The following is a 24,438-nucleotide window of genomic DNA, read 5'->3' as shown; positions in this document are numbered from 1 at the left end:
TTTCGCTGCCCGCCATGCAAAAAGCCCCGGCCAAAACCGGGGCTTTTTGCTGGCCTGCGAGCTGCTGCAGGCCGAAGGGTTCGGCTGATCAGCGGCTGATCGGCTTGTAGCGGATGCGCTTGGGCTTGGCACCTTCCTCGCCCAGACGCTTGCGCTTGTCTTCCTCGTATTCCTGGTAGTTGCCGGCGAAGAAAGTCCATTGGGACTCGCCTTCGGCCGCCAGGATGTGGGTACAGATGCGATCCAGGAACCAGCGGTCGTGGGAGATGATCAGGGCACAGCCGGCGAATTCCAGCAGGGCGTCTTCCAGAGCACGCAGGGTTTCCACGTCAAGGTCGTTCGACGGTTCATCGAGAAGCAGCACGTTGCCGCCGCTCATCAGGGTCTTGGCCAGGTGCAGGCGGCCGCGTTCGCCACCCGACAGGTTGCCCACCAGCTTCTGCTGGTCGCCACCCTTGAAGTTGAAGCGGCCGATGTAGGCCCGGCTCGGCATCTCGAACTTGCCGATGGTCAGGATGTCGGCGCCGCCGGCCAGCTCGTCGAACACCGTCTTGCTGCCGTCCAGGCAGTCGCGGGACTGGTCCACGTAGGCGATCTTGACCGTGGGGCCGATCACCACGTCACCGGAGTCGGGCGTGTCCTGGCCGGTGATCATCTTGAACAGGGTGGATTTGCCGGCGCCGTTGGGGCCGATGATGCCGACGATGGCGCCGGCCGGGATGCTGAAGTTCACCTTGTCCATCAGCAGCTTGTCGCCAAAACCCTTGGACACGTCGGTGAACTCGATGACCTTGTCGCCCAGGCGCTCGCCCACGGGGATGAAGATCTCCTGGGTTTCGTTGCGCTTCTGGTATTCGACCGAGGACATTTCCTCGTAGCGGGCGATACGCGCCTTGCTCTTGGCCTGGCGCGCCTTGGGGTTGGAGCGCACCCACTCCAGTTCCTGCTTCATGGCCTTGATGCGGGCCCCTTCCTGCTTGGATTCCTGCTCCAGGCGGGCTTCCTTCTGCTCCAGCCAGCTGGAGTAGTTGCCCTTCCAGGGGATGCCGTGGCCGCGGTCGAGTTCGAGGATCCACTCGGCGGCGTTGTCGAGGAAGTAGCGGTCGTGGGTGACGGCCACCACGGTGCCCGGGAAGCGGCACAGGAACTGCTCCAGCCACTCGACGGATTCGGCATCGAGGTGGTTGGTGGGCTCGTCGAGCAGCAGCATGTCGGGGCGGGACAGCAGCAGCTTGCACAGGGCCACGCGGCGCTTTTCACCGCCGGACAGGGGGCCCACCTTGGCGTCCCAGGGGGGCAGGCGCAGGGCGTCGGCGGCGATCTCGAGCTGGGTTTCCAGGTCGGCGCCGCTGGTGGCGATGATGTTCTCGTACTTGGCCTGCAGCTCGGCCAGCTTGTCGAAGTCGGCGTCCGGCTCGGCGTAGGCGGCGTACACCTCTTCGAGCTTCTGCTTGGCTTCCATCACTTCACCGAGGCCGGATTCCACTTCCTCGCGGACGGTCTTCTCGGGGTCGAGTTTGGGCTCCTGGGGCAGGTAGCCGATGGACATGTTGGGCTGCCACTGGACCTCGCCGTCGTATTCCTTTTCGACGCCGGCCATGATCTTGAGCACGGTGGACTTGCCCGCGCCGTTCAGGCCGAGGAGGCCGATCTTGGCGCCGGGGAAGAAGGACAGGGAGATGTCCTTGATGATCTGCCGCTTGGGGGGGACGACCTTGCTCACGCGGAGCATGGACATGACGTATTGAGCCATGGGGGAAGGGTTCCAGTAAGGCGAAAAATCGAAGGCGTGACTTTACCCGATTGCCCCCATGATCGGCATCTGAAAACGGCTGCCGCCCCGGCTTTGGGGCGGGCGCGGGAGCCGGGCGTCAGTGGCCCTGATTCAGGGAGGCGAGAATCTCGTCCTGCTCTTCCCGGGACAGGAAGTAGGCATACAGGGAACGGCCCCGGCCGGCACCCGTGCCACCGAGCAGGGCGATCTGCTCATCCACATGGCGCATGTCCAGGTGCAGCAGCACGGCTGGCGCATCGTTGACCCGCGGGCAGGTCTTTTCGCCGCCAATCTCTGTGAAGCCCAGCATGCGCTTGTAGAAGCCGGCGTGGCGGGGATGGACTTCGATGACGACGGCCGTACTGTCGTGAATGAGGCGGGAATGGATGTAGATCAGGTGGAAGAGGGCGCCGAGCACTTCCTTGGTGTTGTGATGGGTGTCCACGGCCAGGCGGGTGAGCTCGCACAGGCGGGCATTGCCCTGGCGGTAGTAGGCCAGCTCGTCCCCGTACAGGGTGTCGGCGAGGAGACCTTCCGGGCCGTCGAGGCGCAGGGTGACGGTGCCGAACACCTCCTTGCCGCTGGAGGCGACCAGCGTGATGCAGTCGGGGCGGGTCTGATGGTGATGGGCGTCACCGGCGTGGAGACCCCGCCAGGCGTAGCGGCGCTCGATCAGCAGGCGCACGGCATGGCCGTGGCTGTGGGGGTCGGCACACTGCACCAGATAGGAAGCCGTGTCCGAAGCACTGAAAGGGCTGTCGGTGAGGGGGTAGGAGGATGCGGAGGGCGTTACTTCAGGGCGCCAGTCTCGGGCGCCGTGGGCGGATTGGCGAGTTTTCACGGGGGCTTGGCGAGGCAGAAAGATGCGCCAGATTTGAGCATTTACAGGGACTTAAGTCACGAGTTGCCTTGTAACCAATCATGTCCCTGCCATGCAGTTTATTGCGCCTCTGTCGGCCGGAGATCAAGCATTCACGCCACAAATTGCAGGCGAGCCAGGCGTGCGTAAAGGCCATCTGCAGCAATAAGATCTGCATGACTGCCTTGCTGGACAATGCGCCCTCCGTCCATCACCACGATCCGGTCGGCCTTCTGCACAGTAGCCAGCCGGTGGGCGATGACCACCGTGGTGCGCTGGCGCATCAGGCCATCGAGGGCCTGCTGGACCATGCGTTCGCTCTCCGCGTCGAGGGCTGAGGTGGCTTCGTCGAGGAGCAGCAATGGGCGGTCGGCCAGGATCGCCCGGGCGATGGCGATGCGCTGGCGCTGGCCACCGGACAGGCGTACACCGCGCTCGCCCAGATCGGTGTCGTAGCCCTGGGGCAGGCGCTCGATGAACTCGTCGGCGAAGGCGGCGCGGCAGGCCGCCCGCACCTCATCCATGGACGCATCGGGGCGGGCGTAGCGCACGTTGTCGGCCACGCTGGCGGCGAAGATCACCGCCTCCTGGGATACCAGGGCGATGTGGCGGCGCAGGGCCAGGGGGTCGGCCTCGGCCAGGGGCACGCCGTCGATGCAGAGCCGGCCGGCCTCCGGGTCGTAGAAGCGCAGCAGCAGCTGGAACACCGTGCTCTTGCCCGACCCGGAAGGCCCGACCAGGGCGACCGTCTCGCCCGGCTGTACTGCCAAGCTGAAGTCGTCGAGGGCGGGCGTGTCGGGCCGCGACGGATAGTGGAAACGCACCCCGTCGATGGCGATGGCGCCCCGCGCTGGTGTGGGGAAGGGGCGGGGGGCTGCCGGTGCCTGGATGGCCGGTGCGGTGGCCAGGATCTCCATCAAGCGCTCGGTGGCGCCGGCTGCCCGCTGCAGCTCGCCCCACACCTCCGATAGGGCGCCGATGCTGCCCGCCACGATGGCGGCGTAAAAGACGAAGGCTGAAAGCTCGCCCGCCGTCAGGCGCCCGGCCAGCACGTCATGCCCGCCCACCCACAGGATGAAGGCGATGGCGCCAAACACCAGCAGCAGCACCGCTGCCACCAGCTTGGCCCGGCTGGCAACCCGCTGGCGGGCGGTGGCAAAACTGTTCTCCACCCGCTGGCCGAAGTCCTGGCGGTCGGCGTCTTCGTGGCCATAGGCCTGGACGATGCGGATCTCGTGAATGGTCTCGTCGATGCGGTTACCCAGCTCGGCCACCCGGTCCTGGCTCTCCCGGGCCAGCTTGCGCACCTTGCGCCCGAACACCACGATGGGCGTGACCACCAGGGGCACCCCGGCCAGGGTCAGCAGGGTGAGCTTGACGCTGGTGGTGAACAGCATCACCAGCCCGCCCATCAGCAGCAGGGCGTTGCGCAGGGCGATGGAGAGGCTGGAGCCCACCACGTTCTCGATCTGGGTGGTGTCGGAGGTGAGGCGGGAGATCACCTCACCAGTGCGGCCGGCTTCGAACCAGGCCGGGGGCAAGCTCAGCAGATGGTCGAAGACCCGTCGCCGGATGTCGGCGGTGACCCGCTCCCCCAGCCAGGACACGTTGTAGAAGCGCAGATAGGTGGCCACGGCGAGCAGCACGATGACCCCGAACATGGCCGCCAGGCTGCGATCCAGCCAGGCCGGGTCGCCCGCCGAGAAGCCCCTGTCGATCACCGTGCGCAGGCCCTGGCCCACGGCCAGCATGGCACCGGCGGCCAGCACCAGGGCGATGGCGGCGATGATCACCCGCTGTCGGTAGGGGGCCAGGAGATGGAGGAGGGCGCGGGCAGGATGGGTGGGCATGGGCTGGCGATGGCTGGGGAGTGGATGGATTTTATGTGCAATGCACAATTGGCCGGTAAGCTATGGCGCTTCAAAACATGACGACGTCTGCTGACATGCTGTCTTCGACACCTCTGACCGCGGGGGCGACCCTGCTGATCGTGCTGCTGATGTTCGGCACCACCTTTGCCGTGGGCAAGGGGCGCCACAAGTATGGGGTCCAGGCCCCCGCCGTGACCGGCCATCCGGTGTTCGAGCGCTTGTACCGGGTGCAGATGAACACCCTCGAATGGGCCGTGATGACGCTGCCCTGCCTGTGGATCGCCGCTGCTTACGTAAGTGATGCTGCAGCGGCAGGCCTGGGCGTGGTGTGGTGGCTGGGCCGTATCGCCTATGCCGTGGCCTACGCCGCCGATCCGGCCAAGCGTGCCCGTGGTTTCACTGTGGGGGCATTGGCCTTTGGTGCCCTGGGGCTGATGGCGGGTGGTGGGGTGATCTGGCAGCTGATTGGAGCATGGATATGAAATACGGTTCCTGGGCAGTGCTTTTCCTGGCCGGATGGGTGCTCCCGGCCCAAGCCGCGCCAACCTTGCCGGCCATGGGCGCCCGGAGTGATGCGGTCACCGTGTCGGGGATTTCATCGGGGGGCTACATGGCGGTGCAGTTCCAGGTGGCCTTTTCCAGTCTGGTCAAGGGTGCCGGGGTGCTTGCTGCAGGGCCCTACGACTGCGCCGAGGGCAGCACCTGGCGCGCCCTCAACAACTGCATGGCGCCCAAGAGCTGGGCCCTGCCGCCGACGCCCGAGTCGATCAAGCCGCGCATGGAGTCCCGCGCCCGGCTCGACCTGATCGACCCGCCCGCCGGGCTGGCGGACGACAAGGTGTGGGTGCTGACCGGCAGTGCCGACCATACCGTGGAGCGCCCGGTGGTGGACGCGCTGGTGGCCTTCTACAAGCAGTGGATGCCGGCCGGGGCGATCCGCCTGGTGCCCCTGCCGGATGCGGGCCACGCGATGATCTCGGTGTCCGATACGCGGCCCAACGCCTGCGCCACGTCGGAGCCGCCCTTCATCAACCGCTGTGGTGACTTCGATGCCCCGGGGGAGTTGCTCGGCCATCTACTCGGCCCCCTGAGGCCCAAGTCCACGGGGCGTCCCGAGTCATTGGTGGCCTTTGACCAGCGCCCCTTCATCAAGGGCCCGCCCTCGGACATCAGCATGGCGGAGCAGGGCTTTGCCTACATCCCGGCGGCCTGCCGGTCGGGAGGCTGCCAGGTGCACGTGGCCTTCCACGGCTGCCGTCAGAGTGAAGACCAGGTGGGGCGCCGCTTTGTGGAGGGCGCCGGCTACAACGCCTGGGCGGAGAGTAACCGGCTGGTGGTGCTGTATCCCCAGACGGTGGCGCGCAGCGGCCCGGCTGCCGGATCGCTGCGCTGGGTGTACAACCCGAAGGGCTGCTGGGACTGGTGGGGCTATGCGTCGCTGGATTACGCCACCCGCAACGGGCCGCAGATGGCGGCCGTCCGCAAGATGATCACCCGTCTGGCCGAGCCCCGTAGCAACAACGGGCGCTGAGGCTTATTTCTCGACGAAGGCCCGCTCGATCACGTAGTCGCCGGGGGCGCCGATGTGCGGGGAGATCTGGAAGCCGCGGGCGTCGAGCATCTTGCAGCAGTCGTCAAGCATGGCCGGGCTGCCGCAGATCATGGCCCGGTCCAGCGCCGGATCGAGGGGCGGCAGGCCGGTGTCCTCGAAGAACTTGCCGGTGGTGATCAGGTCGGTGACGCGGCCCTGGTTGCGGAACTCCTCGCGGGTCACGGTGGGGTAGTACACCAGCTTGTCGCGGACTTCCTCGCCGAAGAACTCGTTCTGGGGCAGGTAGTCCTCGATGAACTCGCTGTAGGCCAGCTCGGACACGTAGCGCACGCCGTGGAGCAGCACCACCTTGTCGAATCGCTCGTAAGTTTCAGGGTCCTGGATCACGCTCATGAAGGGCGCCAGGCCGGTGCCGGTGGAGAACAGGTAGAGGTTGCGGCCGGGCAGCAGGTCGTGAAGCACCAGGGTGCCGGTGGGCTTCTTGCTGATCACGATGGGGTCGCCGGGCTGCAGGTGCTGCAGGCGGGAGGTCAGGGGGCCGTTGGGCACCTTGATGCTGAAGAACTCCAGGTGCTCTTCGTAGTTGGGGCTGGCGATGCTGTATGCGCGGGTCAGGGGGCGGCCTTCCACCTCCAGGCCGATCATCACGAACTGACCGTTCTCGAAACGCAGACCGGCGTCACGTGTGACCTTGAAGCTAAAGAGGGAGTCGTTCCAGTGATGGACGGACAGAACGGTCTGGGTACTCAGTTTGCTCATGACATGGCCTGCGGGTTGGCGTTGATGTGCCCATTTTAGTTAGCGTCATGAATCTGTAAAATGGATTGTATCGATATATATATTCTGTTTTTCAGATATGAAATGCACCCTGCGCCAGCTTGAGATCTTTCTTGCCGTGGCCCGCCACGAAAGCGTGTCCCGGGCCGCCGAGGAATTGTCCTTGTCCCAGTCGGCGACAAGCACTGCCCTGGGGGAGCTGGAGCGCCAGTTCGACACCCAGCTCTTCGACCGCATCGGCAAGGCCCTGCGCCTGAACGAGCTGGGGCAGGTGGTGCAGCCCCACGCCGTGCAGCTCATCGAGCACGCCCGGGAGATCGAGGCCCTGCTGGCCCGGCAGACCGACTTCGGCCCCCTGCAGGTCGGTGCCACCCTGACCGTCGGCAACTACCTGGCGACGATGATTGCCGCCGATTTTCTGCGCCAGCACCCAAGCGCCCGGGTGAGGCTGACGGTGCATAACTCGGCGACCATCGTCCAGCAGCTGACCCGTTACGAACTCGACCTGGGCTTGATCGAGGGAAGCTGCCGCCACCCGGATCTCCTCGTCGAGCCCTGGGTGGAGGATGAGCTGGTGGTGTTCTGTGCGCCAGGCCATGCCATGGCCCATGGCCGCCCGGTGGAGATGGATGAACTGGCCGGGCAGGACTGGATCCTGCGGGAGATCGGCTCGGGTACCCGCGAGACCTTCGACCAGGCCCTGCGGCATTTCTCCGGAGAGGTGAAGGTGCGCCTGGAGCTGGAGCACACCGAGGCCATCAAGCGCACCGTGGAGAGCGGGCTGGGCATTGGCTGCATCTCGCGGCTGGCCCTGCGCGATGCTTTCCGCCGGGGCAGCCTGGTGCCGGTCGAGACGCCGCAGCTCGATCTGCGCCGGCAGTTCCAGTTTGTGACCCACAAGCGCAAGTACGTGACCGCCGGCATGCGCGAGTTCATCGCCCTGTGCCGCAAGCTGACGGCCGGCGTCATGCGCAGCGACCTGATCGATCTGCCCTACGTGCCCTGAGCCTCCAAGCCCCTGTGGGAAAGTCCCCGGGAATTCACACAGAGCGTGGGCAAGCCTGTGGACAAGGTGTGGGGGGCGCTGTCATGTGTCGGACACATAAGGAGTTTTTGGTGCTGCCTAAAAATAGGGCAATCCTGTTGGTTTGGTGGCTTGAATAGTTTTTATCTATTCACAAAAATCCGGGGATAAGCTGTGGACAACCTGTGCGGCGGTGCAGCAGAGCGTTGATATAAAAGGATAAAGACGCTCTGCCACAAAATGGGGCAGGGCTTGTCCAGTTTGGTGCGGGGTCGAATTGTCCCCATGGGACGTGGGCAAGGGTGTGGACAAACTGTGGGGTTGGGCGGCAAGGCCTTCACCCGTAAGGCTTTTGTCCTGCTGCCTAAAAAGTAGGCAGTGGGGTGCTGAAGGCTTCCGGGGCCGGGTTGTGCGGCCTTTGTTAGAATCCGGGCCACTCCTGCTTTCCCTGCTTGCCTCCCATGACCACTCCCGTCCGCTACACCATCCAGGCCGTCAATCCGGCGGCGCATCTTTTCGAGGTCAGCCTGCAGCTTGACGACCCGGATCCGGCGGGGCAGGTGTTCACGCTGCCGGCGTGGATCCCGGGCAGTTACATGATCCGCGAGTTCGCCCGGAACATCGTCAGCCTGTCGGCCAGGGCCGGCAAACAAGTGCTGGATGTCACGCGACCCGACAAGCACACCTGGCAACTGCCGGCGGGCATCGAGGGCCCCGTGACCCTGCGCTACACCGTGTATGCCTGGGATCTGTCGGTGCGCACGGCCCACCTCGACCAGACCCATGGCTTTTTCAATGGCACCAGCGTCTTTCTGTGCGCCCAGGGCCATGAGGGGCGGGCGCAGTTGGTGGATATCCGCCCCCCGGCGGGTCTGGAGGAGGCGGGATGGCGGGTGGCCACCAGCCTGCCCGAGGCCGAGGGTGAGAAGGGGGCCGCCGAGCGTTACGGCTTCGGCCTGTACCGGGCCCCGGACTACGATGCCCTGATCGATCATCCGGTGGAGATGGGGCGTTTCAGCCTGGCCGAGTTTGACGCCTGCGGGGTGCCCCATGCGGTGGCCATCACCGGCCGCCACGACTGCGACCTGGGGCGCCTGGTGGAGGATCTGAAGCCCGTCTGCGAAGCGCAGATCCGCCTGTTTGGCGAGCCCGCACCGATGGATCGCTATGTCTTCCTGGTCATGGCCGTGGGGGACGGCTACGGCGGGCTGGAGCACCGGGCCTCCACCGCCCTGCTGTGCGGCCGTGCCGATCTGCCCCATGTGGGCATGGAGACGGTGGGTGAGGGCTATCGCCAGTTCCTGGGCCTGTGCAGCCACGAGTACTTCCATACCTGGAACGTCAAGCGCATCAAGCCGGCGGCCTTTGTGCCCTACGATCTGTCCCGGGAGAACTACACCCGCCTGCTGTGGGCCTTTGAGGGCTTCACCTCGTATTACGACGATCTGATGCTGGTACGCAGCGGGCGCATCAGCGTGGCCGATTACCTGGGACTGCTGGGCAAGACCATCACCCAGGTGCACAAGGGCAGCGGCCGCCACAAACAGAGCGTGGCCGAATCGTCCTTCGAGGCGTGGACCAAGTATTACCGCCAGGACGAGAACAGCCCCAACGCCATCGTCAGCTATTACACCAAGGGTTCGCTGGTGGCCTTGCTCCTTGATCTGCGCCTGCGTGTGGAGAGCAGGGGCGCCCGCAGTCTCGACGACCTGATGCGGGCCCTGTGGCAGCGCCATGGCCAGACCGGGGTGGGAGTGGCGGAAGATGGACTTTTTGCGCTGGCGGCGGAGCTGGGCGGCGTGGAGACCGGTGCCTGGCTGCAGGCCCTGGTGGAGGGTACCGACGAACTGCCCCTGGAAGCCTGGCTGAAGCGGGTGGATGTGGGCCTCGTCTGGGAGGCGGCAACAACGGCGCCGGGCCTGGGCGTGCGCACTGCGGCCGATGGCGATGCCGTGCGCCTTGCCAATGTCTTCGACGGCGGCCCGGCCCAGGTGGCGGGTCTGTCGGCGGGGGACGTGCTGGTGGCCCTGGATGGCCTGAAGGTGACTGCCGGCAATCTCGACAAGCTGCTGGCGCGCCGCCTGCCGGGCGAGGAGGTGGAGATCCACGCCTTCCGCCGGGACGAGCTGATGCGCTTCGAGGCCAGCCTGCAGGAGGCGCCTCGGGATACCGCCAGGCTGAACGTGATGGAGGAGGGCAGCCCGGCCCACCAGGCACTCAGAGAGGCCTGGCTGGGAGGCTGAGGGCGCTCAGAGGAAGCGGTCGGGGGTCAGGCGCAGACCGAAGGAAAACCAGCGGTTTTCGGTAGGGCCATGCAGTTCGCGCCCGAAGGTGGCATCCACCTGGACCCGCTCAGGCACGATGGCGAAGCGGGCGCCAGCCTGCCAGAAGGGGCCGTTGCGGTTGTCGCCGAAGGCTTCGGCGATGGCCGTGAGGCGCTGGCTTACGTGAAATTCGCCGCCCACCCCCCAGGTCAGGCGGTGGTCGCCGGTGGCCTTGTCCTTCAGCCAGCCCAGGTTGTGGTGGATCACCACCTTGTCGTCGGCGAAGGAGAAGGAGATCGGCACATACACAAAGGTGTTGCCGAGCAGGTTGGGGCCGGGGTTGATGTCCGGATGCTGCACGCTGCCGGCGGCGAGCCCCCAGCCCCAGCCATTGGTCTCCAGGGGGCGGAAGAGCGTCTTGAACTGGAACATGTAGTCCCGGGTGGCGTTCTCGCCGCTGTTCTTGGCGCGTCCGCCGCCGAAGGTGAATTCCAGGTCGCCCCACGGGTTGCAGGCCGGCAGCGCCCACACTTCACGGCTTTCGGGATAGACCCGCATCCAGCTTTCGAGCTGGCAGCTGCCGGCGGTGGTCATGCGGGCGTCGTCGGTCACGAAGGGGCGGGCGGCCAGGGCTGGCAGGGCGATGGCCTGGAGCAGGCCCAGCAGGGCGAGTTTTTTCATGGTACGAAGTGTGGGGCCGGCCTGTTATCCCGTTGTGACAGGGTGGGCTCCGTTACGCGAGACGATGTGCAGATACGCGCCGAAGAGCAGCGCAGCGGCCACGTTGCTGAGCACGCAGGCCTGCCAGAAGCCGGCCACGCCCTGGGGAGGCAGGAGGCTGCCGAGGCCGTGGTAGGCCAGCCCGTAGCCCCCTGCCAGGCCGATGCCCCAGAAGCACAGGGTATGCACGAGCATGGGGCCGAAGGTGATCTTGTAGCCGCGCAGGGCATGGGCGGCGACGGTCTGGATGGCGTCGAAGAACTGGTACAGGCAGATGTAGATCACCAGGGACACGGCCAGGCTGTTCACCGCCGGATCGGCGGTGTAGGCCGCCATCAGGGCATCCCGGAACATCCAGGCAACGATGCTGACCAGGGTCGACAGGCCGGTGGCCAGGAGGATGCCGACCCGCGCCGCCTGCCTGGCGGCATGCCTGTCCTGGGCGCCCAGGGCCTGGCCGACCAGCACCAGGGTGGCGATGGCCAGGGCCAGGGGCAGCATGTAGATGAGGGCCGACAGATTGCCGACGATGCGGTGCCCGGCCACCACCGTGGCACCGAGCCGGGCTACCAGCAGGGCGATCAGGGTGAAGGCAGTGATCTCCACGAAACTCGAAAAACCCATGGGCAGGCCGAGGCGCAGCAGCTCACCGATGGGCCCGGCCTGGGGGCGTGTCCACCGGGAAAACAGCGGATAGGCCGTATAGGCCGGGGAGCGCAGCACGTGCAGGCCGGCACAGAGCAGCGCCAGCCAGCCCATGCAGGCACTCGAGACGGCACAGCCGCTGCCCCCGAGGGCGGGGATTCCCGGCAGGTGTCCGTTGATCAGCGCCCAGGAGAGGGGGATGTGCACGCCCGTGGTGGTGAGGCTGATCACCATCAGTACCCGGGTGCGGCCGAGGGCGTTGGTGAAGGCGTAGAAGGTGCGGTAGAGCAGCACCGCCGGCAGCCCCCAGGCGATTGTGGACAGGTAGTCCCGGGCTCCGGTCTCGACCTCGGGGCTGATCTCGGAGAGCTGCATCAGCCAGTCCGGGTGGCGCAGGAACAGCACCGCCGGGATGGCCAGCCCTAGGGCCAGCCAGAAGCCCTGCTGTACCGCCGGCGCGATGGCGTCCTTGCGCCCGGCGCCCACGTGATGGGCCACGGTGGGGGAGACCGCCTGCAGGATGCCGACCATCAGCATCACGATGGAGATGTAGATGCCGCTGCCGACGGCCACGGCCGCGAGGTCGGTGGTGCCGTAGCGGCCGGTCAGGACGGTGTCGCTGACCATCTGGGTCATGGACGACAGCTGGGCGATCAGAACCGGCCAGGCGAGGTCGATGATGCGGCGGGCAAGGCCGGGGTGGGCTGTGTTGTGGCTCATGGGGGGCGTAGTGTAGCGACTCGCAGGCGCTCCAGTCAGCGTCGGAACCTCCGGAGAGCCTCTGTCGCTTCGATCGGGTGGATGGCTGTAATCACGCGTCTTCAGCTGAAATAGCCATGGACGAACCAGCCGTGGGGGGGCTGACGCTCCTGGAAGATCCATACCAGGCTGTCGTCGTGGCTGCGGGCGACGAAGTAGTCCCGATTGACTGTGGCCTCGGGCCCGTCCCACCAGCCGGCCTCGATGCGCTCGGGGCCGGCGAGCAGGTTCTCTGTTGCGGGGCGAGCGATGGGCCGTGGGGTTGCCAGCAGCCACAGGGGGCGGGGTGATGAGGGCAGGTCAGGGAGGCCGGCGGGGGTGACATTGCGCTCGGGCGGCGGGTCGATCCAGCGCCAGGCTCGCTCGGGGCGGTGGTCTGGATGGGCAGCCAGGCAGCGCACTGCATCATGGCCCAGGCGTGCGCGCAGGGTGGCGAGGAGCAGGCCCGGGTCGCCCTGCCGTCCGTCGTCGCCATCGAAAAGATCGCTGCGGGGCGGGGTGAGCAGCCTGGGGGCGTCGGCCTCCAGGCGCAGGGCATCCACGGGGGCGGGCAGGGGGCTGCGGGTGAGGTGCTCGCGGGCCAGCAGCTGGCAGCGGGCCATGTCCCGGGACAGGGCGCCCAGCACGATCTCGTGGGGTTCCTCACGGCCTTCATGGCCCTGACGGTGGCGTTCGTATTCGAGCACCAGGGTGAAGCGCTCCAGCCCGGCCTGGCGGGCGTCCAGCCAGCCGGAGAGACCGGTGAGCAGACGCCGTACGCCGAACAGCAGGGTGTCCACCTGGTCGGTGGGGGCCGGCAGGGGCAGGCGGGCGGCGTAGCGTTCGGGGGGGACGAACCAGGGGCGCGGGTCGGGGACGCGGGCGTAGGCCCGATCGAGCTGTGCGGTGACAGCCCGGGCATGGCGCCGGGCCAGGCCGCTGCGGGGCAGGCGCCGCACGTCGGCCAGCACGTGGGCGCCGATGCCGGTGAGCAGGTCCAGGCTGGCCGGTGTTGCCGCGTCGTGGCCATCGCCCAGGACGGCCACGGGCAGGGGGTCGAGGGCGACGGCCAGGCTGGCGTTCGAATCGATCAGACTGCCCGGGGCGCAGCGGGCCAGCCAGCGTGCGGCCAGCGGTGTGGGGGCGACAGCCAGTTGTCCGGCAAAGCCGAGCTCTTCCAGGTTCTCCGCGATGGCTGCGCAGAGGGGCGCGAGCCCGCCGAAGAGCCGCAGGCTGGCCTGGATTTCGAGCAGCAGGGTGTCGGGTGGATCGAGGCTGATGCTGGAGGTGAAGCGACCCGCCCAGGTGGCGATGTCGATCAGGGCGGCGTCTTCGAGGGCGGGAGTGCGTTCCTGCAGGTGCAAGCCGGGGGCTAGGGCCAGAGCACTGGCGCGGCTGATCCCCGGCGCCACGCCGCATGCCATTGCCGTCGGATCCGCAGCCACCACGCGGAGTTGCGGGCGGGGGCCGAGAATGGCCAGCGGGGCGGCGTCACTGCGCCCCCGCGTGAAGACTTGCAGGGCCAGATCGGGCAGGACGAGGGCGCACCAGAGCATGGACGGAGGCGTTGGTGTTGGGAGGAAGGCGGGAGGGGGGCACGCCCGGGGAGTGTCCTTCCGACAGGGGAGCATCAGGTCGGGGCGTGAGGCCGGGCCAGGGCAGCGGGAGATGCAGGGGGGCGGCCAGCAGGGGGCCGCGGCGCTTGAGGACGCGGACCTGGAGGCCACCCCGGTCGGCACTCAGCCCCAGACGCAGTACGGCCGGGGAGGCCTGGGCGGCGACGTGGGCAGGGCGCAGCAGGATCAGGGGAGTGCCGCTGTCTTCTGCGGCCAGCTGCAGGCGGCGCAGGGCGGCCATGTCGGCCTCGGCCAGCCACAGCAGGACGATTTCGCAGCTGCGTGAGGCCAGGGCCTGGCGGCAGGCCCAGCGGGCATGGGCCGGGCTTTCGGCGTGCACCAGCAGCAGCCGCCCGAGAGGGACGCCGGCCGCAGCGAGGGCCGGGGCGTAGGGCAGGCCGGGCGGGGCGATGCACACGCCCCAGCGCCCGGCGGGAATATTGCAGAGCTGGGGCAGCAGGAGCCCCAGTTCGCCGACGCCGAAATGGGGGATCAGCAGTTCGGTGAGGGCGCCGGCGGGCCATCCGCCACCGGGCAGCACGGCGTCGAGATCCGGGTGGCCGGTGGGCCGCCCGGGGGCCGCTTCGGTGGCCAGCCGGTCACCCCGCCAGACCAGGTGGTCGAGGGCGGCCAGGGCGCTGGCGGAGAGGGCTGCCGGGGTGGCCATGGTGCTGGGGGCGCCGAAGGACTCAGAGGGGATCGGAGCGGATCAGGCCGACGGCGAGACCTTCGATCTCCAGGGGCGAGCTGCGGGTGTCCACCACGATGGGCTCGAACTCCGGGTTGGCGGGGAGCAGCTCGACGATCGGCCCTTTGCGGGCCAGGCGCTTGACGGTGACTTCGTCTTCCACACGGGCGACGACGATCTGGCCGTTGCGGACCTCGCTGGTGCGATGGACGGCCAGCAGGTCGCCATCGAGGATGCCGGCGTCGCGCATGCTCATGCCGCGCACTTTCAGCAGGTAGTCGGCGCGGGGGGAGAACAGACCGGGGTCCACCTGGTAGCGGCCCTGGACGTGTTCGGCGGCGAGAATGGGGCTGCCGGCAGCGACCCGGCCGATCAGGGGCAGGCCGAGGGCTTCCATCAGGCGGATGCCCCGGGCACGGCCTTCTTCAAGGGTGATGGCACCCTTGGCGGCGAGGGCGCGGAGGTGGGTTTCCGCCGCGTTGGGAGAGCGGAAGCCGAAGGCAGTGCAGATCTCGGCCCGGGTGGGGGGGCGCCCTTCCTGCTCGACGGTATCGCGGATGAGTTGCAGGATCTCCTGCTGACGGGGGGTGAGCATGTCTGACATGGGGACTCCTGTAGGGTTTGTGTAATTTTATACAGGTTTGCGCCAATCGCAAGTTGTCGCATCCTTGCGCAAAGGCGCATCGGGCCGTGATAAACGTCAAACGCAAACCATAATTCCCTTGAGGCCCCGGCCCCCATGGGCTATCCCTTCAAGGACGCAGGCTAAAAAGCGTGCCGCCGCCGTGGCGGCCGAAACACAAAAAGACAAGAACAGAGAACAGCGCAAGTCGTATCGCCCAATCAGCCAGGGTTCACGCCAGAGCCCACAGCCCCCGGAGGAGATCTTCATGCATGTCAGCCCCCAACACGCTTCGGGTAGAGTTCTCAAGGCGGCTCGGTTAGAATCCCCAGCCGTGCCGGCCGAGCCCCGCGAAGGCGAGCCGGCCCCGCTCTTTTCCCTGCCCGATGCCGACATGGAAATGTTCGATCTGGCGTCGGTGCTGGGTTCCCATCATGTGGTCCTGTATTTCTACCCCCGTGACAACACACCCGGCTGCACCCGCCAGGCCATCGACTTCAGCGATCACGATGCCGATTTCGAGCAGGAAAAGTGCATCGTGGTCGGCATAAGCCCCGATGACTGCCTGACTCATGCGGATTTTCGCGATGAGCACGGCCTGTCGGTCGAGCTGCTCTCCGATGAGGAGGGCGAAGTGTGCAGGCTCTACGGGGTGTGGCAGTCGGCGCTGGTGAATGGGGTCATGAAACGCAATGTGCGCCGCTCGACCTTCATCATCTCTGCCGATGGGGTTTTGCAGCACGTACTGCACGATATCAATCCGCGCGGCCATGCCGCCGAAGTCTTCCAGCTGATCAAGCAGCTCAACTCAAGGAATGTAAATGGAAATCGCCAAGAACACGGTCGTCACGCTTAACTACACGGTCACCGATCCGGAAGGCAACATGATCGACGACGGCCAGCACCCGCTGGTGTACCTGCATGGCGGTTACGACGGCATCTTTGCGGTGATCGAGGAGGCCCTGCACGGCAAGAAGGTCGGCGACAACACCAAGGTCAAGCTGCTGCCGGAAGATGCCTTCGGCGAGTACGACGAAGAGCTGGTGCTGGTGGAAGAGGCTTCCCTGTTCCCCGACAACATCGAAGTCGGCATGTCCTTCGAGCGCGTTGGTGAAGACGGCGAAGAGGATGTGGTCTATCGCATCACCGACATCGCCGACGGCAAGGTGGTCGTGGATGGCAACCATCCCCTGGCCGGCACCGCGCTGATCTTCGACATCACCGTCAAGGAAGTCCGCACCGCCAGCGCCGAAGAGATCGGCCACGGCCATGTGCATGGCGAGGGTGGTCACCACCACTGAGGGTATGGGAGCGGTTCTGCCGGTCTGGCGCCTTGTGTGGGCCGCATGTCGGGCAGAATCCCCTTTGATCGTTCGCCTCAACGGGCCCGGGTGTCATGCAGACGTGATGCCCCGGGGCCGCACTTGAACGGGCCGCAGCGCGGTCCGTTTTCTTTGCGATGAACAGACTGGACAAGGATGGCCCGGCCCTTCTGAGTGTCGAAGGGCTGCGGATTGAGCTTGGACCCCGGAGCAGGCCGGTGCGTCCCGTGGATGGCATCAGTTTCGAGGTGCCCGCCGGAAAGACCCTGGCCCTGGTCGGCGAATCCGGCTGCGGCAAATCCATGACGGCCCTGGCCTGCATGCGCCTCTTGCCGTCCGGCGGGCGCATCGCCGAGGGCAGCGTCCGGCTGGGCGGCGAGGCCTTGCAGGATCTCCCCGAGACCCGCATGCGTGACATCCGCGGCAAGCACCTGGCGATGATCTTCCAGGAGCCGGCCACCAGCCTCAATCCGGTGATGACGGTGGGCGACCAGATCGGCGAGGTGCTGGTCCGGCATCGGGGCCTTCACGGCAAGCCGGCCTGGCACGAGGCCGAGCGCCTGCTCGACGCGGTGGGTATCCCCGACCCCCGGCGGCGTCTGTCCGAATATCCCTTCCAGCTTTCCGGTGGCATGAAGCAGCGGGTGATGATTGCCATCGCCCTGGCCGGTGACCCGCGGCTGCTGATTGCCGATGAGCCGACCACCGCCCTGGACGTGACCATCCAGGCCCAGGTGCTGGACCTGCTGGCCGAACTGCAGGCCCGCCGCGGCATGGGCATGCTGCTGATCACCCATGACCTGGGTGTCGTGTCGCGCATGGCCCACCGGGTCGGTGTGATGTATGCCGGCGAGCTGGTCGAGACCGGCGACCGGGAGGACTTCTTCAGCAAGCCGCTGCATCCCTATTCCCGCAAGCTGTTCGCGGCTTTACCCACCCCGGCCCAGCGTGGCCGGGCTCTGGAGACCATCGTCGGGCAGGTGCCCCGCCCCGGTGAGCGTCAGGAGGGCTGCCGTTTTGCCGAGCGCTGCCCGCAGGTCCAGGAGCCTTGCCGGCGTACCCCGCCGGCGCTGCATGGGGTGGGGCGGCAGATGGTGCGCTGCCATCTTTATGACCCCAACGGGCGCATGGGCTGGGTGCAGACGCCGCCGCGGCCTGCGGCACCGGAAGTCCGCCCGGCGGAAGCCGGCAAGGTGCTCGACATCGCCGCCCTGCAGGTGCACTTCCCGGTTCGCAAGGGTTTGTTCCGGCGCGTGGTGGGGCATGTGAAGGCGGTGGACGGGGTCTCCCTGCAGGTACCGGCTGGCGAAACCCTGGCCCTGGTGGGCGAATCCGGTTGCGGCAAGACCACCGCCGGCAAGGCGCTGCTCAAGCTGGTGCCGGCCAGCGGTGGGCAGGTCCATTACGGGGCCCAGGAGCTCCTGTCCCTGCCTGCGGCCCAGTGGCAGCCCCTGCGCCGCGATCTGCAGATGATCTTCCAGGATCCTTTCAGCTCCCTCGACCCGCGCATGCGGGTGGGCGAGATTCTGGAGGAGGGCATGCAGGCCCTGGGGGTGGAGCCCGACGCGGCCAGCCGGCAGACCCGGGTCGATGCGCTGCTCAGCCGGGTGGGCCTCGATCCGGCCATGCGCCACCGCTTTCCCCACGAGTTTTCCGGCGGGCAGCGTCAGCGCATCGCCATCGCCCGGGCCCTGGCCGTATCTCCGAAGCTGATCGTCTGCGACGAGCCCACCAGCGCCCTCGACGTGTCGGTGCAGGCCCAGATCCTCAACCTGCTGCGCGAGCTGCAGGCCGAGTACGGCCTGTCGTACCTGTTCATCACCCACAACCTGGCAGTGGTGGATTACCTGGCCCATCACGTGGCGGTTATGTATCTGGGGCGCATCGTCGAGCGGGGTACGGCCGAAGAAGTGTTGCGGGATCCGCGTCACCCCTATACCCGCATGCTGCTGGCCGCGGTGCCGCGCATCGAGGCCGGCGGCCGTGCGACGGCCAAAACAGGGGAGGCGACCCGGGGAGACATGCCCTCGGCCTTCAACCCGCCGGCGGGCTGTCACTTCCACCCCCGCTGCGAGCGGGCCAGCGAGGTGTGCCGCAGCAGCTACCCCGAAGAAACCCGCCTGTCCGACAGCCGGGTGGTGCGCTGCCATCTGGTGCAGTGAACCAGGGGAGCCTGACCGCGAGGTCCGAGGTCGGATTCATCCGACCTCCACACGCTGAAAGATCGGCAGGCCTTCACCTGCCATCCTTCACCCCGGCTTACATCCCCAGGTAGGCCGCCCGCACCTGTTCGTCTTCGATGAGCTCCCGGCCGCTGCCGCTGAGGGTGATGGTGCCGGTTTCCAGCACATAGCCCCGGTCGGCGATGGCGAGGGCCGAGAAGGCGTTCTGCTCGGCCAGGATGATGCTCATGCCCTGGGCCTTGAGGGCCTTCACTACGTTGAAGACTTCCTCCACCAGCAGCGGGGCCAGGCCCATGGAGGGTTCGTCCAGCAGCAGCAGTTTGGGGCGCCCCATCAGGGCGCGGCCGATGGCCAGCATCTGCTGCTGACCGCCCGAGAGGGTGCCTGCCGGCAGCTTCCGCTTCTCCTTGAGGATGGGGAACATGGCGTAGATTTTCTCCAGGTCACCCTCCACCTGCTCCTTGGGCTGGGTGTAGGCGCCCAGGCGCAGGTTGTCCTCGATGGACAGGGGGCCGAACACCTGGCGCCCCTCGGGCGACTGGCAGATGCCCCGGCGCATGCGCATGTCGGAGCGGAGCTTCGAGATGTCTTCCCCGTCAAAGCTGATCCGCCCGGCGCTCATGGGCTGCACACCCGACAGGCTGCGCAGGAAGGTGGTCTTGCCGGCGCCATTGGCGCCCACCAGGGCCACCGTCTCGCCCCGGCGCACTTCGAGGCTGATGCCCTTGAGGGCCTTGATGCGGCCGTAACAGCTCTCCAGGCCTTCCACCTTGAGCAGCACATCGGCCGGGGCGTCGGCCGGCTGCAGCTCGCCGGCCGTCGCTCCACCCAGGCCCACCGACACGGGGGCCAGGCTGGCCACCTTGTGGAAGAGTTCGCGGAATTCGGCCCGGGCTTCCTGCCCGAAGACGGGGTCGTCGTTGTCCAGAAAAGCCTTGTCGATCTCGGCCCAGTCGTCCGGGGTGAGCACGTCCCGGGCGAGGGGGTAGATGTCCTGCTCCTCGGCGCGGATGTGGGCCTTCTGCTCGTCGATGTAGCGGCGCAGGGCATCGGTGAGGTCCTGCACCGTCCCGCGGCCGGACTGCACGTCTGCCAGGCGCTGGCGCAGGGCTGCCAGGTTGTGGGGCGCGTTGCGGTGCTCGGCCTGCAGGCGATCCAGCAAGGGGGCGGCGGCATCGCTGCGCAGGCGCAGAAGACGGAAGAGGTGCTCGTCTTCCTTGCGGTGGTGGCAGCCGTCCATGAAGTGCTCGAAGTAGTCGAGCACCGAGCTGATGAAGGCCGGGTCGGCCTTGTTGGCCTGCTGCATTTCCCCGATGACCTGATCGAGGGTGATGGCGAGACGCCACAGGTTGCGGTGCTCGTCCTTGATGATGCGGAGTGCTTCCATCTTTGTTCTTCCTCGATCTCAGGCGTGGGCGCCCAGGTAGGCGGCGATCACGTCCGGGTTGCGGCGCACTTCCTCGCCGGTGCCCTCGGTCAGCTTCTTGCCGTAGTCGAGCACCAGGATGCGGTCGGACAGGTTCATGACCATCTTCATGTCGTGCTCCACCAGCACCACGGTGATGCCCGAATCCGCCACCTTGCGGACGAGGTGGTCCACCTCGATGGTTTCCTTGGGGTTGAGGCCGGCGGCCGGCTCGTCCAGAAAGATGACCCGCGGCTTCATGGCCAGGGCCCGGGCGATCTCCAGGCGCTTGAGGGCGCCGTAGGGCATGGCGTCGGCGCGGGCGTCGGCGAACTTGTCGAGCCCGACGAACCGCATCAGCTCCAGCGCCTCTTCGCGCAGCTCGGCGTCGCGCCGCCGCAGGCCCGGAAAGCGCAGGGCGGCCTTGATCAGGTTGCGGTCGAGCCGCAGGTGGGCGCCCACCATCACGTTCTCGATGGCGCTCATGTTCATGCAGATCTGCAGGTTCTGGAAGGTGCGGGCCACCCCGCGGCGGGCCAGCTCGTCCGGGGACTTGCCGCCGATGGATTCGCCGTCGAGGCGGATCTCACCGTGGGTGGGCTTGTAGACCCCGGTGATCAGGTTGAACAGCGTGGTCTTGCCGGCGCCGTTGGGGCCGATCACCGAATAGACGATGCCGGCGTCGATGCTGAAGCTCACATCCTGCACGGCCTTCACGCCGCCGAAGTGGATGGACAGGTTGGTGACATCCAGAAGTGCCATAGTGTTATTCCCCCTTGCCGAACTTCGCCGCCAGCGTGGGCACGAGGCCCTTGGGCAGGAAGATCATGCAGATCATCAGGATGGCGCCGAACACCACGGTCTCCCAGCCTTCAAAGGTGGCCAGGGCCTGAGGCAGGGCGGTGAGCAGCACGGCGCCCACGAGGGAGCCATATACCGAAGCCATGCCGCCGATCACCACCATGGTCACCAGCTCGATGGAGTGGAAGAAGTCGGCCAGATTGGGGGTCACGAAGCCCACGTAATGGGCGGTGATGCTGCCCATCAGGCTGGCAAATACCGCCGACAGCACGAAGATGGAGACCTTGTAACGCACCACATCCACGCCAACCACCCGCGACGCCACCTCGGAACCATGCAGCGCCCGCAGCGCCCGGCCGAAGGGCGAGTCGATGAGGTTGAGGGAGGCCCACACGCTCACCGACAGCAGGATCGCCACCACCCAGTACCAGTGCTTGTCGCTGGACAGCTCGAAGCCGAACACGCCGAAGGCCGGCACCGGCATGCCGTCGGGGCCGCCGGTCCATTGGGCCTCGTTGCGCAGGGCGATGCTGAGGATGATGCCCAGGCCCAGGGTGGCCATGGCCAGGTAATTGCCCTTGAGCTTGAAGATCGGCCGCGCCACCAGGGCCGCCAGCACGCCGGTGGCCACCGCGCCGGCCACCATGGCCAGCACCGGATGCCAGCCGAAGTGGGTGGGCAGCACCGCCGAGGCGTAGGCGCCGATGCCCAGGAAGCCGGCGTGCCCCAGGCTGATCTGCCCGGCAAAGCCGATCAACAGATTGAGGCCCAGCACGATGACCGCGTTGATGGCCATGCGGATGGCCAGGTCGAGATAGAAGCTGTTGGGCAGCACGAAGGGCAGCACGACGAGGATCGCGATGACGACGTAGAGCCCGTTGTAAGCACGGTTGCGCATGTTTACACCCGGTCGGTGACCCGGGCGCCAAACAGGCCGCGGGGCATGAAGAAGAGGATGAAGAGGATCAGCACGAAGGGGATGGCGTCCTTGTAGGCCGAGGACAGGTAGCCCGCGCCCATGGCCTCCAGAATGCCCACCAGCAGCCCGCCCACCACCGCGCCGAGCCCGTTGCCCAGCCCACCCAGCACCGCGGCGACGAAGCCCTTGAGGCCCATCATGATGCCGGCGTCGTAGGAAGTGAGGGTGATGGGGGTGACCAGGATGCCACCCAGGGCGCCCAGGGCGGCCGACATGGCGAAGCTCATGAACAGCACCCCGTTGGTGTTGATGCCCACCAGTTCGGCCGCCACCCGGTTGTAGGAGGTGGCCAGCATGGCCTTGCCGGTGAGGGTGCGGTTGAAGAAGTACCACAGCACCACCACCACGATGGCGGTGACGCCCAGCACCCACAGGCTCTGGGGCATCAGGGTGGCACCGAGGATCTGGATTGGCTCGTCGCCCGAGAAGGCCGGCAGGCTGTGGGTGCCCTTGCCGAAGATCACCGCGGTGAGGCCGCGGATGACCAGGGAGGCGCCAATGGTGATGATGATCAGGGTCACCGTCTCGGCCCCCTTGACCGGCTCGATGGCCAGCTTTTCGATGAGGATGCCGACGACCGCCGGTACCAGGATGGCCAGCACCAGCGCGGCCGGCAGGGGCAGGCCAGACTGTACAAAGAACACCGCCAGCATGCCGCCCAGCATGATGAACTCGCCCTGGGCGAAGTTGATCACGTTGCTGGCGTTGTAGATCAGCGTGAAGCCAAGGGCGGCCAGCGCATAGGTGGCACCCACGGTGACGCCGGAGAAGAGGAATTGCAGGAACTGGGCAAGCATGCTCATTGCCCCCCTGTCCGGCCGTTCTCGATTCGATGGTCCATGATGTCTCCTGTCGTGATTGTTGTAGGACGGATGACCGGCGCCCTTGAGGCGGGTTCTGTATTTTGTAATCGATTCTGCAGATTAGAAATGATACAAAATCCCTAGTCAAGACAAAAATATGTATCGAAATGCCCTGAAAGGAAAAACCCCGCGTCTGCCGTGGGCAGCGCGGGGTGGAGCTTCGGGCAGAAAGAGCTGTTCCGCCCGTGGGCAAGGTGGTGGGGTCAGTCGGCCGGAGGGGCGTTGCCATCCCGGGTTGAACCCAGGCGGCGCGACAGGGAGTCGGCGGCCCGCTTGAGTTCGGCGATCACGCTGCTGTCGGGGCCCATGTCCACCGATCCTTCCACCCCCACGATGATCAGGGCCATGGTGAGCTCGTTCTTGAAGTTGAACACCGGGGCAGAAAGCGCCTCGACACCCTTCACCATGTAATTGCCGGTGATGGCGGCCACACCCCGGGCCTCGACTTCGGCCAGCAGGGCGTGGGCGTCTTTCAGGGTATGGACGCCGGGGGGCGTTCTTTTTTCGCTGAGGAGTTCCTGCTCCAGCAGAGGGTCGATCTGGGTGCGGGGCAGCCAGGTGGCAAACACCCGCCCGGCGGCCGAGTTGAGCAGGCTGAGGCGGGTGCCCGTGACCACGTTCACCGTGATGGCCCGGCGCGGGCGTTCCCAGCGCACCACCACGGGGCCGTTGTCGCCCCACACGGCCAGCGCCGTGGTCTCGTTGATCTGGTCGCGGAGTTCGGCGATGGCGGCCATGCCCACCCGCACCCGGTCGAGGCGGTCGATGGCGACGAGCCCGATGTTGAGGGCGAAGGGCCCCAGGTTGTAGCGGGAGGTCAGCGGGTCCTGCTCCACGAGGCCGGCCCGGATCAGGCTGACCAGATAGCGGTGGGCCTTGGAGGGGGGCATCTCGGCAGCCGCTGCGATGTCCTTGAGCATCATGGAGCGTTTGCCGCTCACCATGGCTTTGAGGATGCCCATGCCCACTTCCAGGGACTGGACGCCGTGTTTGCCTTCCAGCTCGTCACTCATGATCGTGAATTCTCGGGTAAGGTGATGGGTGTTACGTATTGCACAATAGATTTCATCATAAGAAACCCAGTGTCAAGCCAAGGAGACAGCCAATCATGACGACAACTTTGCGTGTGTATGCCATCGACGGCATCGTTCCGGTGGTGCACCCCAGCGCCTACGTTCACCCTTCTGCTGTGCTCATCGGTGACGTGATCGTCGGCCCGGGCTGCTACGTGGGCCCCTGCGCCAGCCTGCGCGGTGACTTCGGCCGGCTGATCCTCGAGGAGGGGGCCAATGTCCAGGATACCTGCGTCATGCACGGTTTTCCCGGTACGGACACCGTGGTGGAGCAGGACGGCCACATTGGGCACGGCGCGGTGCTGCATGGCTGCCGTATCGGTCGCAACGCCCTGGTGGGCATGAACGCGGTGATCATGGACAACGCGGTGATCGGCGAATCCTCCATCGTGGCGGCATCGGCCTTCGTCAAGGCCGGCGCAGAGATTCCGCCACGGGTGCTGGTGGCCGGCATGCCTGCCAAGGTCATCCGCGAGCTCAGCGAGGAGGAGATCCGCTGGAAAGGGGAGGGGACGGCAACGTATCAGGATCTCACCCGACGCTGCCTCGCCACCCTGGTGGAGACCGACCCGCTCACCGAAATCGAACCCGACCGCAAACGCATCCACCTGCCCGACGTGGTGCCCCTGGTGGCACTGCGCAAGAAGGAGGGCTGAGCCGGG

The 24,438-nt window shown here is 66.7% G+C and carries 22 protein-coding genes; 8 read left to right on the top strand and 14 right to left on the bottom strand.

The features are described from left to right. Positions 1–88: 88 nt before the first annotated feature. From ettA to L6Q67_RS10370, 3 genes are all read right to left on the bottom strand, one after another. On the bottom strand, positions 89–1,753 hold the full coding sequence (gene ettA, locus L6Q67_RS10380; RefSeq protein ID WP_296568817.1) for an energy-dependent translational throttle protein EttA: 1,665 nt from the start codon (positions 1,751–1,753) through the stop codon (positions 89–91). Between the two features lie 118 nt (positions 1,754–1,871). Then, positions 1,872–2,615, bottom strand: a complete 744-nt coding sequence (locus L6Q67_RS10375; RefSeq protein WP_296568815.1) for a long-chain N-acyl amino acid synthase — start codon at positions 2,613–2,615, stop codon at positions 1,872–1,874. 131 nt (positions 2,616–2,746) lie between these two features. Further along, positions 2,747–4,483, bottom strand: coding sequence for an ABC transporter transmembrane domain-containing protein (locus L6Q67_RS10370; RefSeq protein WP_296568812.1), 1,737 nt, complete (start codon positions 4,481–4,483; stop codon positions 2,747–2,749). Positions 4,484–4,560: 77 nt separating this feature from the next. On the opposite strand from L6Q67_RS10370, the gene L6Q67_RS10365 reads away from it, so the two are divergent. Further along, positions 4,561–4,986 (top strand): MAPEG family protein, encoded by a 426-nt coding sequence (locus L6Q67_RS10365; protein WP_296568810.1) that lies wholly within the window; start codon positions 4,561–4,563, stop codon positions 4,984–4,986. Further along, a complete protein-coding gene (locus L6Q67_RS10360) occupies positions 4,983–6,035 on the top strand; it encodes a poly(3-hydroxybutyrate) depolymerase (RefSeq protein ID WP_296568804.1) in 1,053 nt (350 codons plus the stop codon). The genes L6Q67_RS10365 and L6Q67_RS10360 overlap by 4 nt, the downstream gene beginning before the upstream one ends. 3 nt (positions 6,036–6,038) lie before the next feature. On the opposite strand, the gene L6Q67_RS10355 is transcribed toward L6Q67_RS10360, so the two are convergent. Beyond that, the gene (locus L6Q67_RS10355; protein ID WP_296568802.1) at positions 6,039–6,815 is read right to left on the bottom strand and encodes a ferredoxin--NADP reductase; all 777 of its coding nucleotides are present in this window, start codon (positions 6,813–6,815) and stop codon (positions 6,039–6,041) included. A 97-nt stretch (positions 6,816–6,912) separates the two neighbouring features. Between L6Q67_RS10355 and L6Q67_RS10350 the strand changes: the two genes are divergently transcribed. Beyond that, positions 6,913–7,839, top strand: coding sequence for a LysR family transcriptional regulator (locus tag L6Q67_RS10350; protein ID WP_296568797.1), 927 nt, complete (start codon positions 6,913–6,915; stop codon positions 7,837–7,839). A 479-nt stretch (positions 7,840–8,318) separates the two neighbouring features. Beyond that, positions 8,319–10,100 carry a M61 family metallopeptidase gene (locus tag L6Q67_RS10345; protein ID WP_296568794.1) on the top strand — a complete coding sequence of 594 codons (1,782 nt, stop codon included), beginning with the start codon at positions 8,319–8,321 and terminating at the stop codon, positions 10,098–10,100. A 6-nt stretch (positions 10,101–10,106) separates the two neighbouring features. Here the strand turns inward: L6Q67_RS10345 and L6Q67_RS10340 are convergent, their stop codons facing one another. The 5 genes from L6Q67_RS10340 to lexA all read right to left on the bottom strand — a co-directional run bounded on the left by L6Q67_RS10340 (position 10,107) and on the right by lexA (position 15,132). Continuing rightward, positions 10,107–10,802 (bottom strand): hypothetical protein, encoded by a 696-nt coding sequence (locus L6Q67_RS10340; protein ID WP_296568792.1) that lies wholly within the window; start codon positions 10,800–10,802, stop codon positions 10,107–10,109. Between the two features lie 24 nt (positions 10,803–10,826). Further along, the gene (locus L6Q67_RS10335; protein ID WP_296568790.1) at positions 10,827–12,206 is read right to left on the bottom strand and encodes an MATE family efflux transporter; all 1,380 of its coding nucleotides are present in this window, start codon (positions 12,204–12,206) and stop codon (positions 10,827–10,829) included. Positions 12,207–12,307: 101 nt separating this feature from the next. After that, a complete protein-coding gene (locus L6Q67_RS10330; RefSeq protein WP_296568787.1) occupies positions 12,308–13,780 on the bottom strand; it encodes a DNA polymerase Y family protein in 1,473 nt (490 codons plus the stop codon). Beyond that, positions 13,716–14,507, bottom strand: coding sequence for a translesion DNA synthesis-associated protein ImuA (gene imuA, locus L6Q67_RS10325; protein WP_296568784.1), 792 nt, complete (start codon positions 14,505–14,507; stop codon positions 13,716–13,718). Before imuA ends, L6Q67_RS10330 begins: the two co-directional genes overlap by 65 nt. A 22-nt stretch (positions 14,508–14,529) precedes the next feature. Beyond that, positions 14,530–15,132 carry a transcriptional repressor LexA gene (gene lexA / locus L6Q67_RS10320; protein ID WP_296568779.1) on the bottom strand — a complete coding sequence of 201 codons (603 nt, stop codon included), beginning with the start codon at positions 15,130–15,132 and terminating at the stop codon, positions 14,530–14,532. Positions 15,133–15,484: 352 nt separating this feature from the next. Here lexA and L6Q67_RS10315 point away from each other — a divergent pair, with 352 nt between their 5' ends. The 3 genes from L6Q67_RS10315 (at position 15,485) to L6Q67_RS10305 (ending at position 18,634) form a co-directional block, all read left to right on the top strand. Continuing rightward, positions 15,485–16,006, top strand: a complete 522-nt coding sequence (locus L6Q67_RS10315) for a peroxiredoxin (protein WP_296569238.1) — start codon at positions 15,485–15,487, stop codon at positions 16,004–16,006. Further along, positions 15,972–16,451: a peptidylprolyl isomerase gene (locus tag L6Q67_RS10310; RefSeq protein WP_296414037.1), complete on the top strand. Its 480-nt coding sequence runs from the start codon at positions 15,972–15,974 to the stop codon at positions 16,449–16,451. The genes L6Q67_RS10315 and L6Q67_RS10310 overlap by 35 nt, the downstream gene beginning before the upstream one ends. 158 nt (positions 16,452–16,609) lie before the next feature. After that, on the top strand, positions 16,610–18,634 hold the full coding sequence (locus L6Q67_RS10305; RefSeq protein ID WP_296568776.1) for an ABC transporter ATP-binding protein: 2,025 nt from the start codon (positions 16,610–16,612) through the stop codon (positions 18,632–18,634). Between the two features lie 97 nt (positions 18,635–18,731). On the opposite strand, the gene L6Q67_RS24555 is transcribed toward L6Q67_RS10305, so the two are convergent. The 5 genes from L6Q67_RS24555 to L6Q67_RS10275 form a co-directional block, all read right to left on the bottom strand. Next, the gene (locus L6Q67_RS24555) at positions 18,732–20,042 is read right to left on the bottom strand and encodes an ATP-binding cassette domain-containing protein (protein ID WP_367171636.1); all 1,311 of its coding nucleotides are present in this window, start codon (positions 20,040–20,042) and stop codon (positions 18,732–18,734) included. Positions 20,043–20,060: 18 nt separating this feature from the next. Further along, the gene (locus L6Q67_RS10290) at positions 20,061–20,822 is read right to left on the bottom strand and encodes an ABC transporter ATP-binding protein (RefSeq protein WP_296568773.1); all 762 of its coding nucleotides are present in this window, start codon (positions 20,820–20,822) and stop codon (positions 20,061–20,063) included. Positions 20,823–20,826: 4 nt separating this feature from the next. Continuing rightward, on the bottom strand, positions 20,827–21,759 hold the full coding sequence (locus tag L6Q67_RS10285; RefSeq protein WP_296568771.1) for a branched-chain amino acid ABC transporter permease: 933 nt from the start codon (positions 21,757–21,759) through the stop codon (positions 20,827–20,829). Between the two features lie 2 nt (positions 21,760–21,761). Beyond that, positions 21,762–22,643: a branched-chain amino acid ABC transporter permease gene (locus L6Q67_RS10280; RefSeq protein ID WP_296568768.1), complete on the bottom strand. Its 882-nt coding sequence runs from the start codon at positions 22,641–22,643 to the stop codon at positions 21,762–21,764. Between the two features lie 263 nt (positions 22,644–22,906). Further along, complete coding sequence (locus L6Q67_RS10275; RefSeq protein ID WP_296568765.1) at positions 22,907–23,716, bottom strand: IclR family transcriptional regulator; 810 nt, start codon at positions 23,714–23,716, stop codon at positions 22,907–22,909. Between the two features lie 95 nt (positions 23,717–23,811). Here L6Q67_RS10275 and paaY point away from each other — a divergent pair, with 95 nt between their 5' ends. Then, on the top strand, positions 23,812–24,432 hold the full coding sequence (paaY, locus tag L6Q67_RS10270) for a phenylacetic acid degradation protein PaaY (RefSeq protein ID WP_296568763.1): 621 nt from the start codon (positions 23,812–23,814) through the stop codon (positions 24,430–24,432). The last annotated feature ends 6 nt before the right edge of the window (positions 24,433–24,438 follow it).

Origin of the sequence: Zoogloea sp. (assembly GCF_023150065.1) — a bacterium.
GTDB lineage: Bacteria > Pseudomonadota > Gammaproteobacteria > Burkholderiales > Rhodocyclaceae > Zoogloea.
The sequence above is the reverse complement of the archived record's forward strand: the minus strand, read 5'-3'. Positions and strand labels throughout refer to the sequence as shown.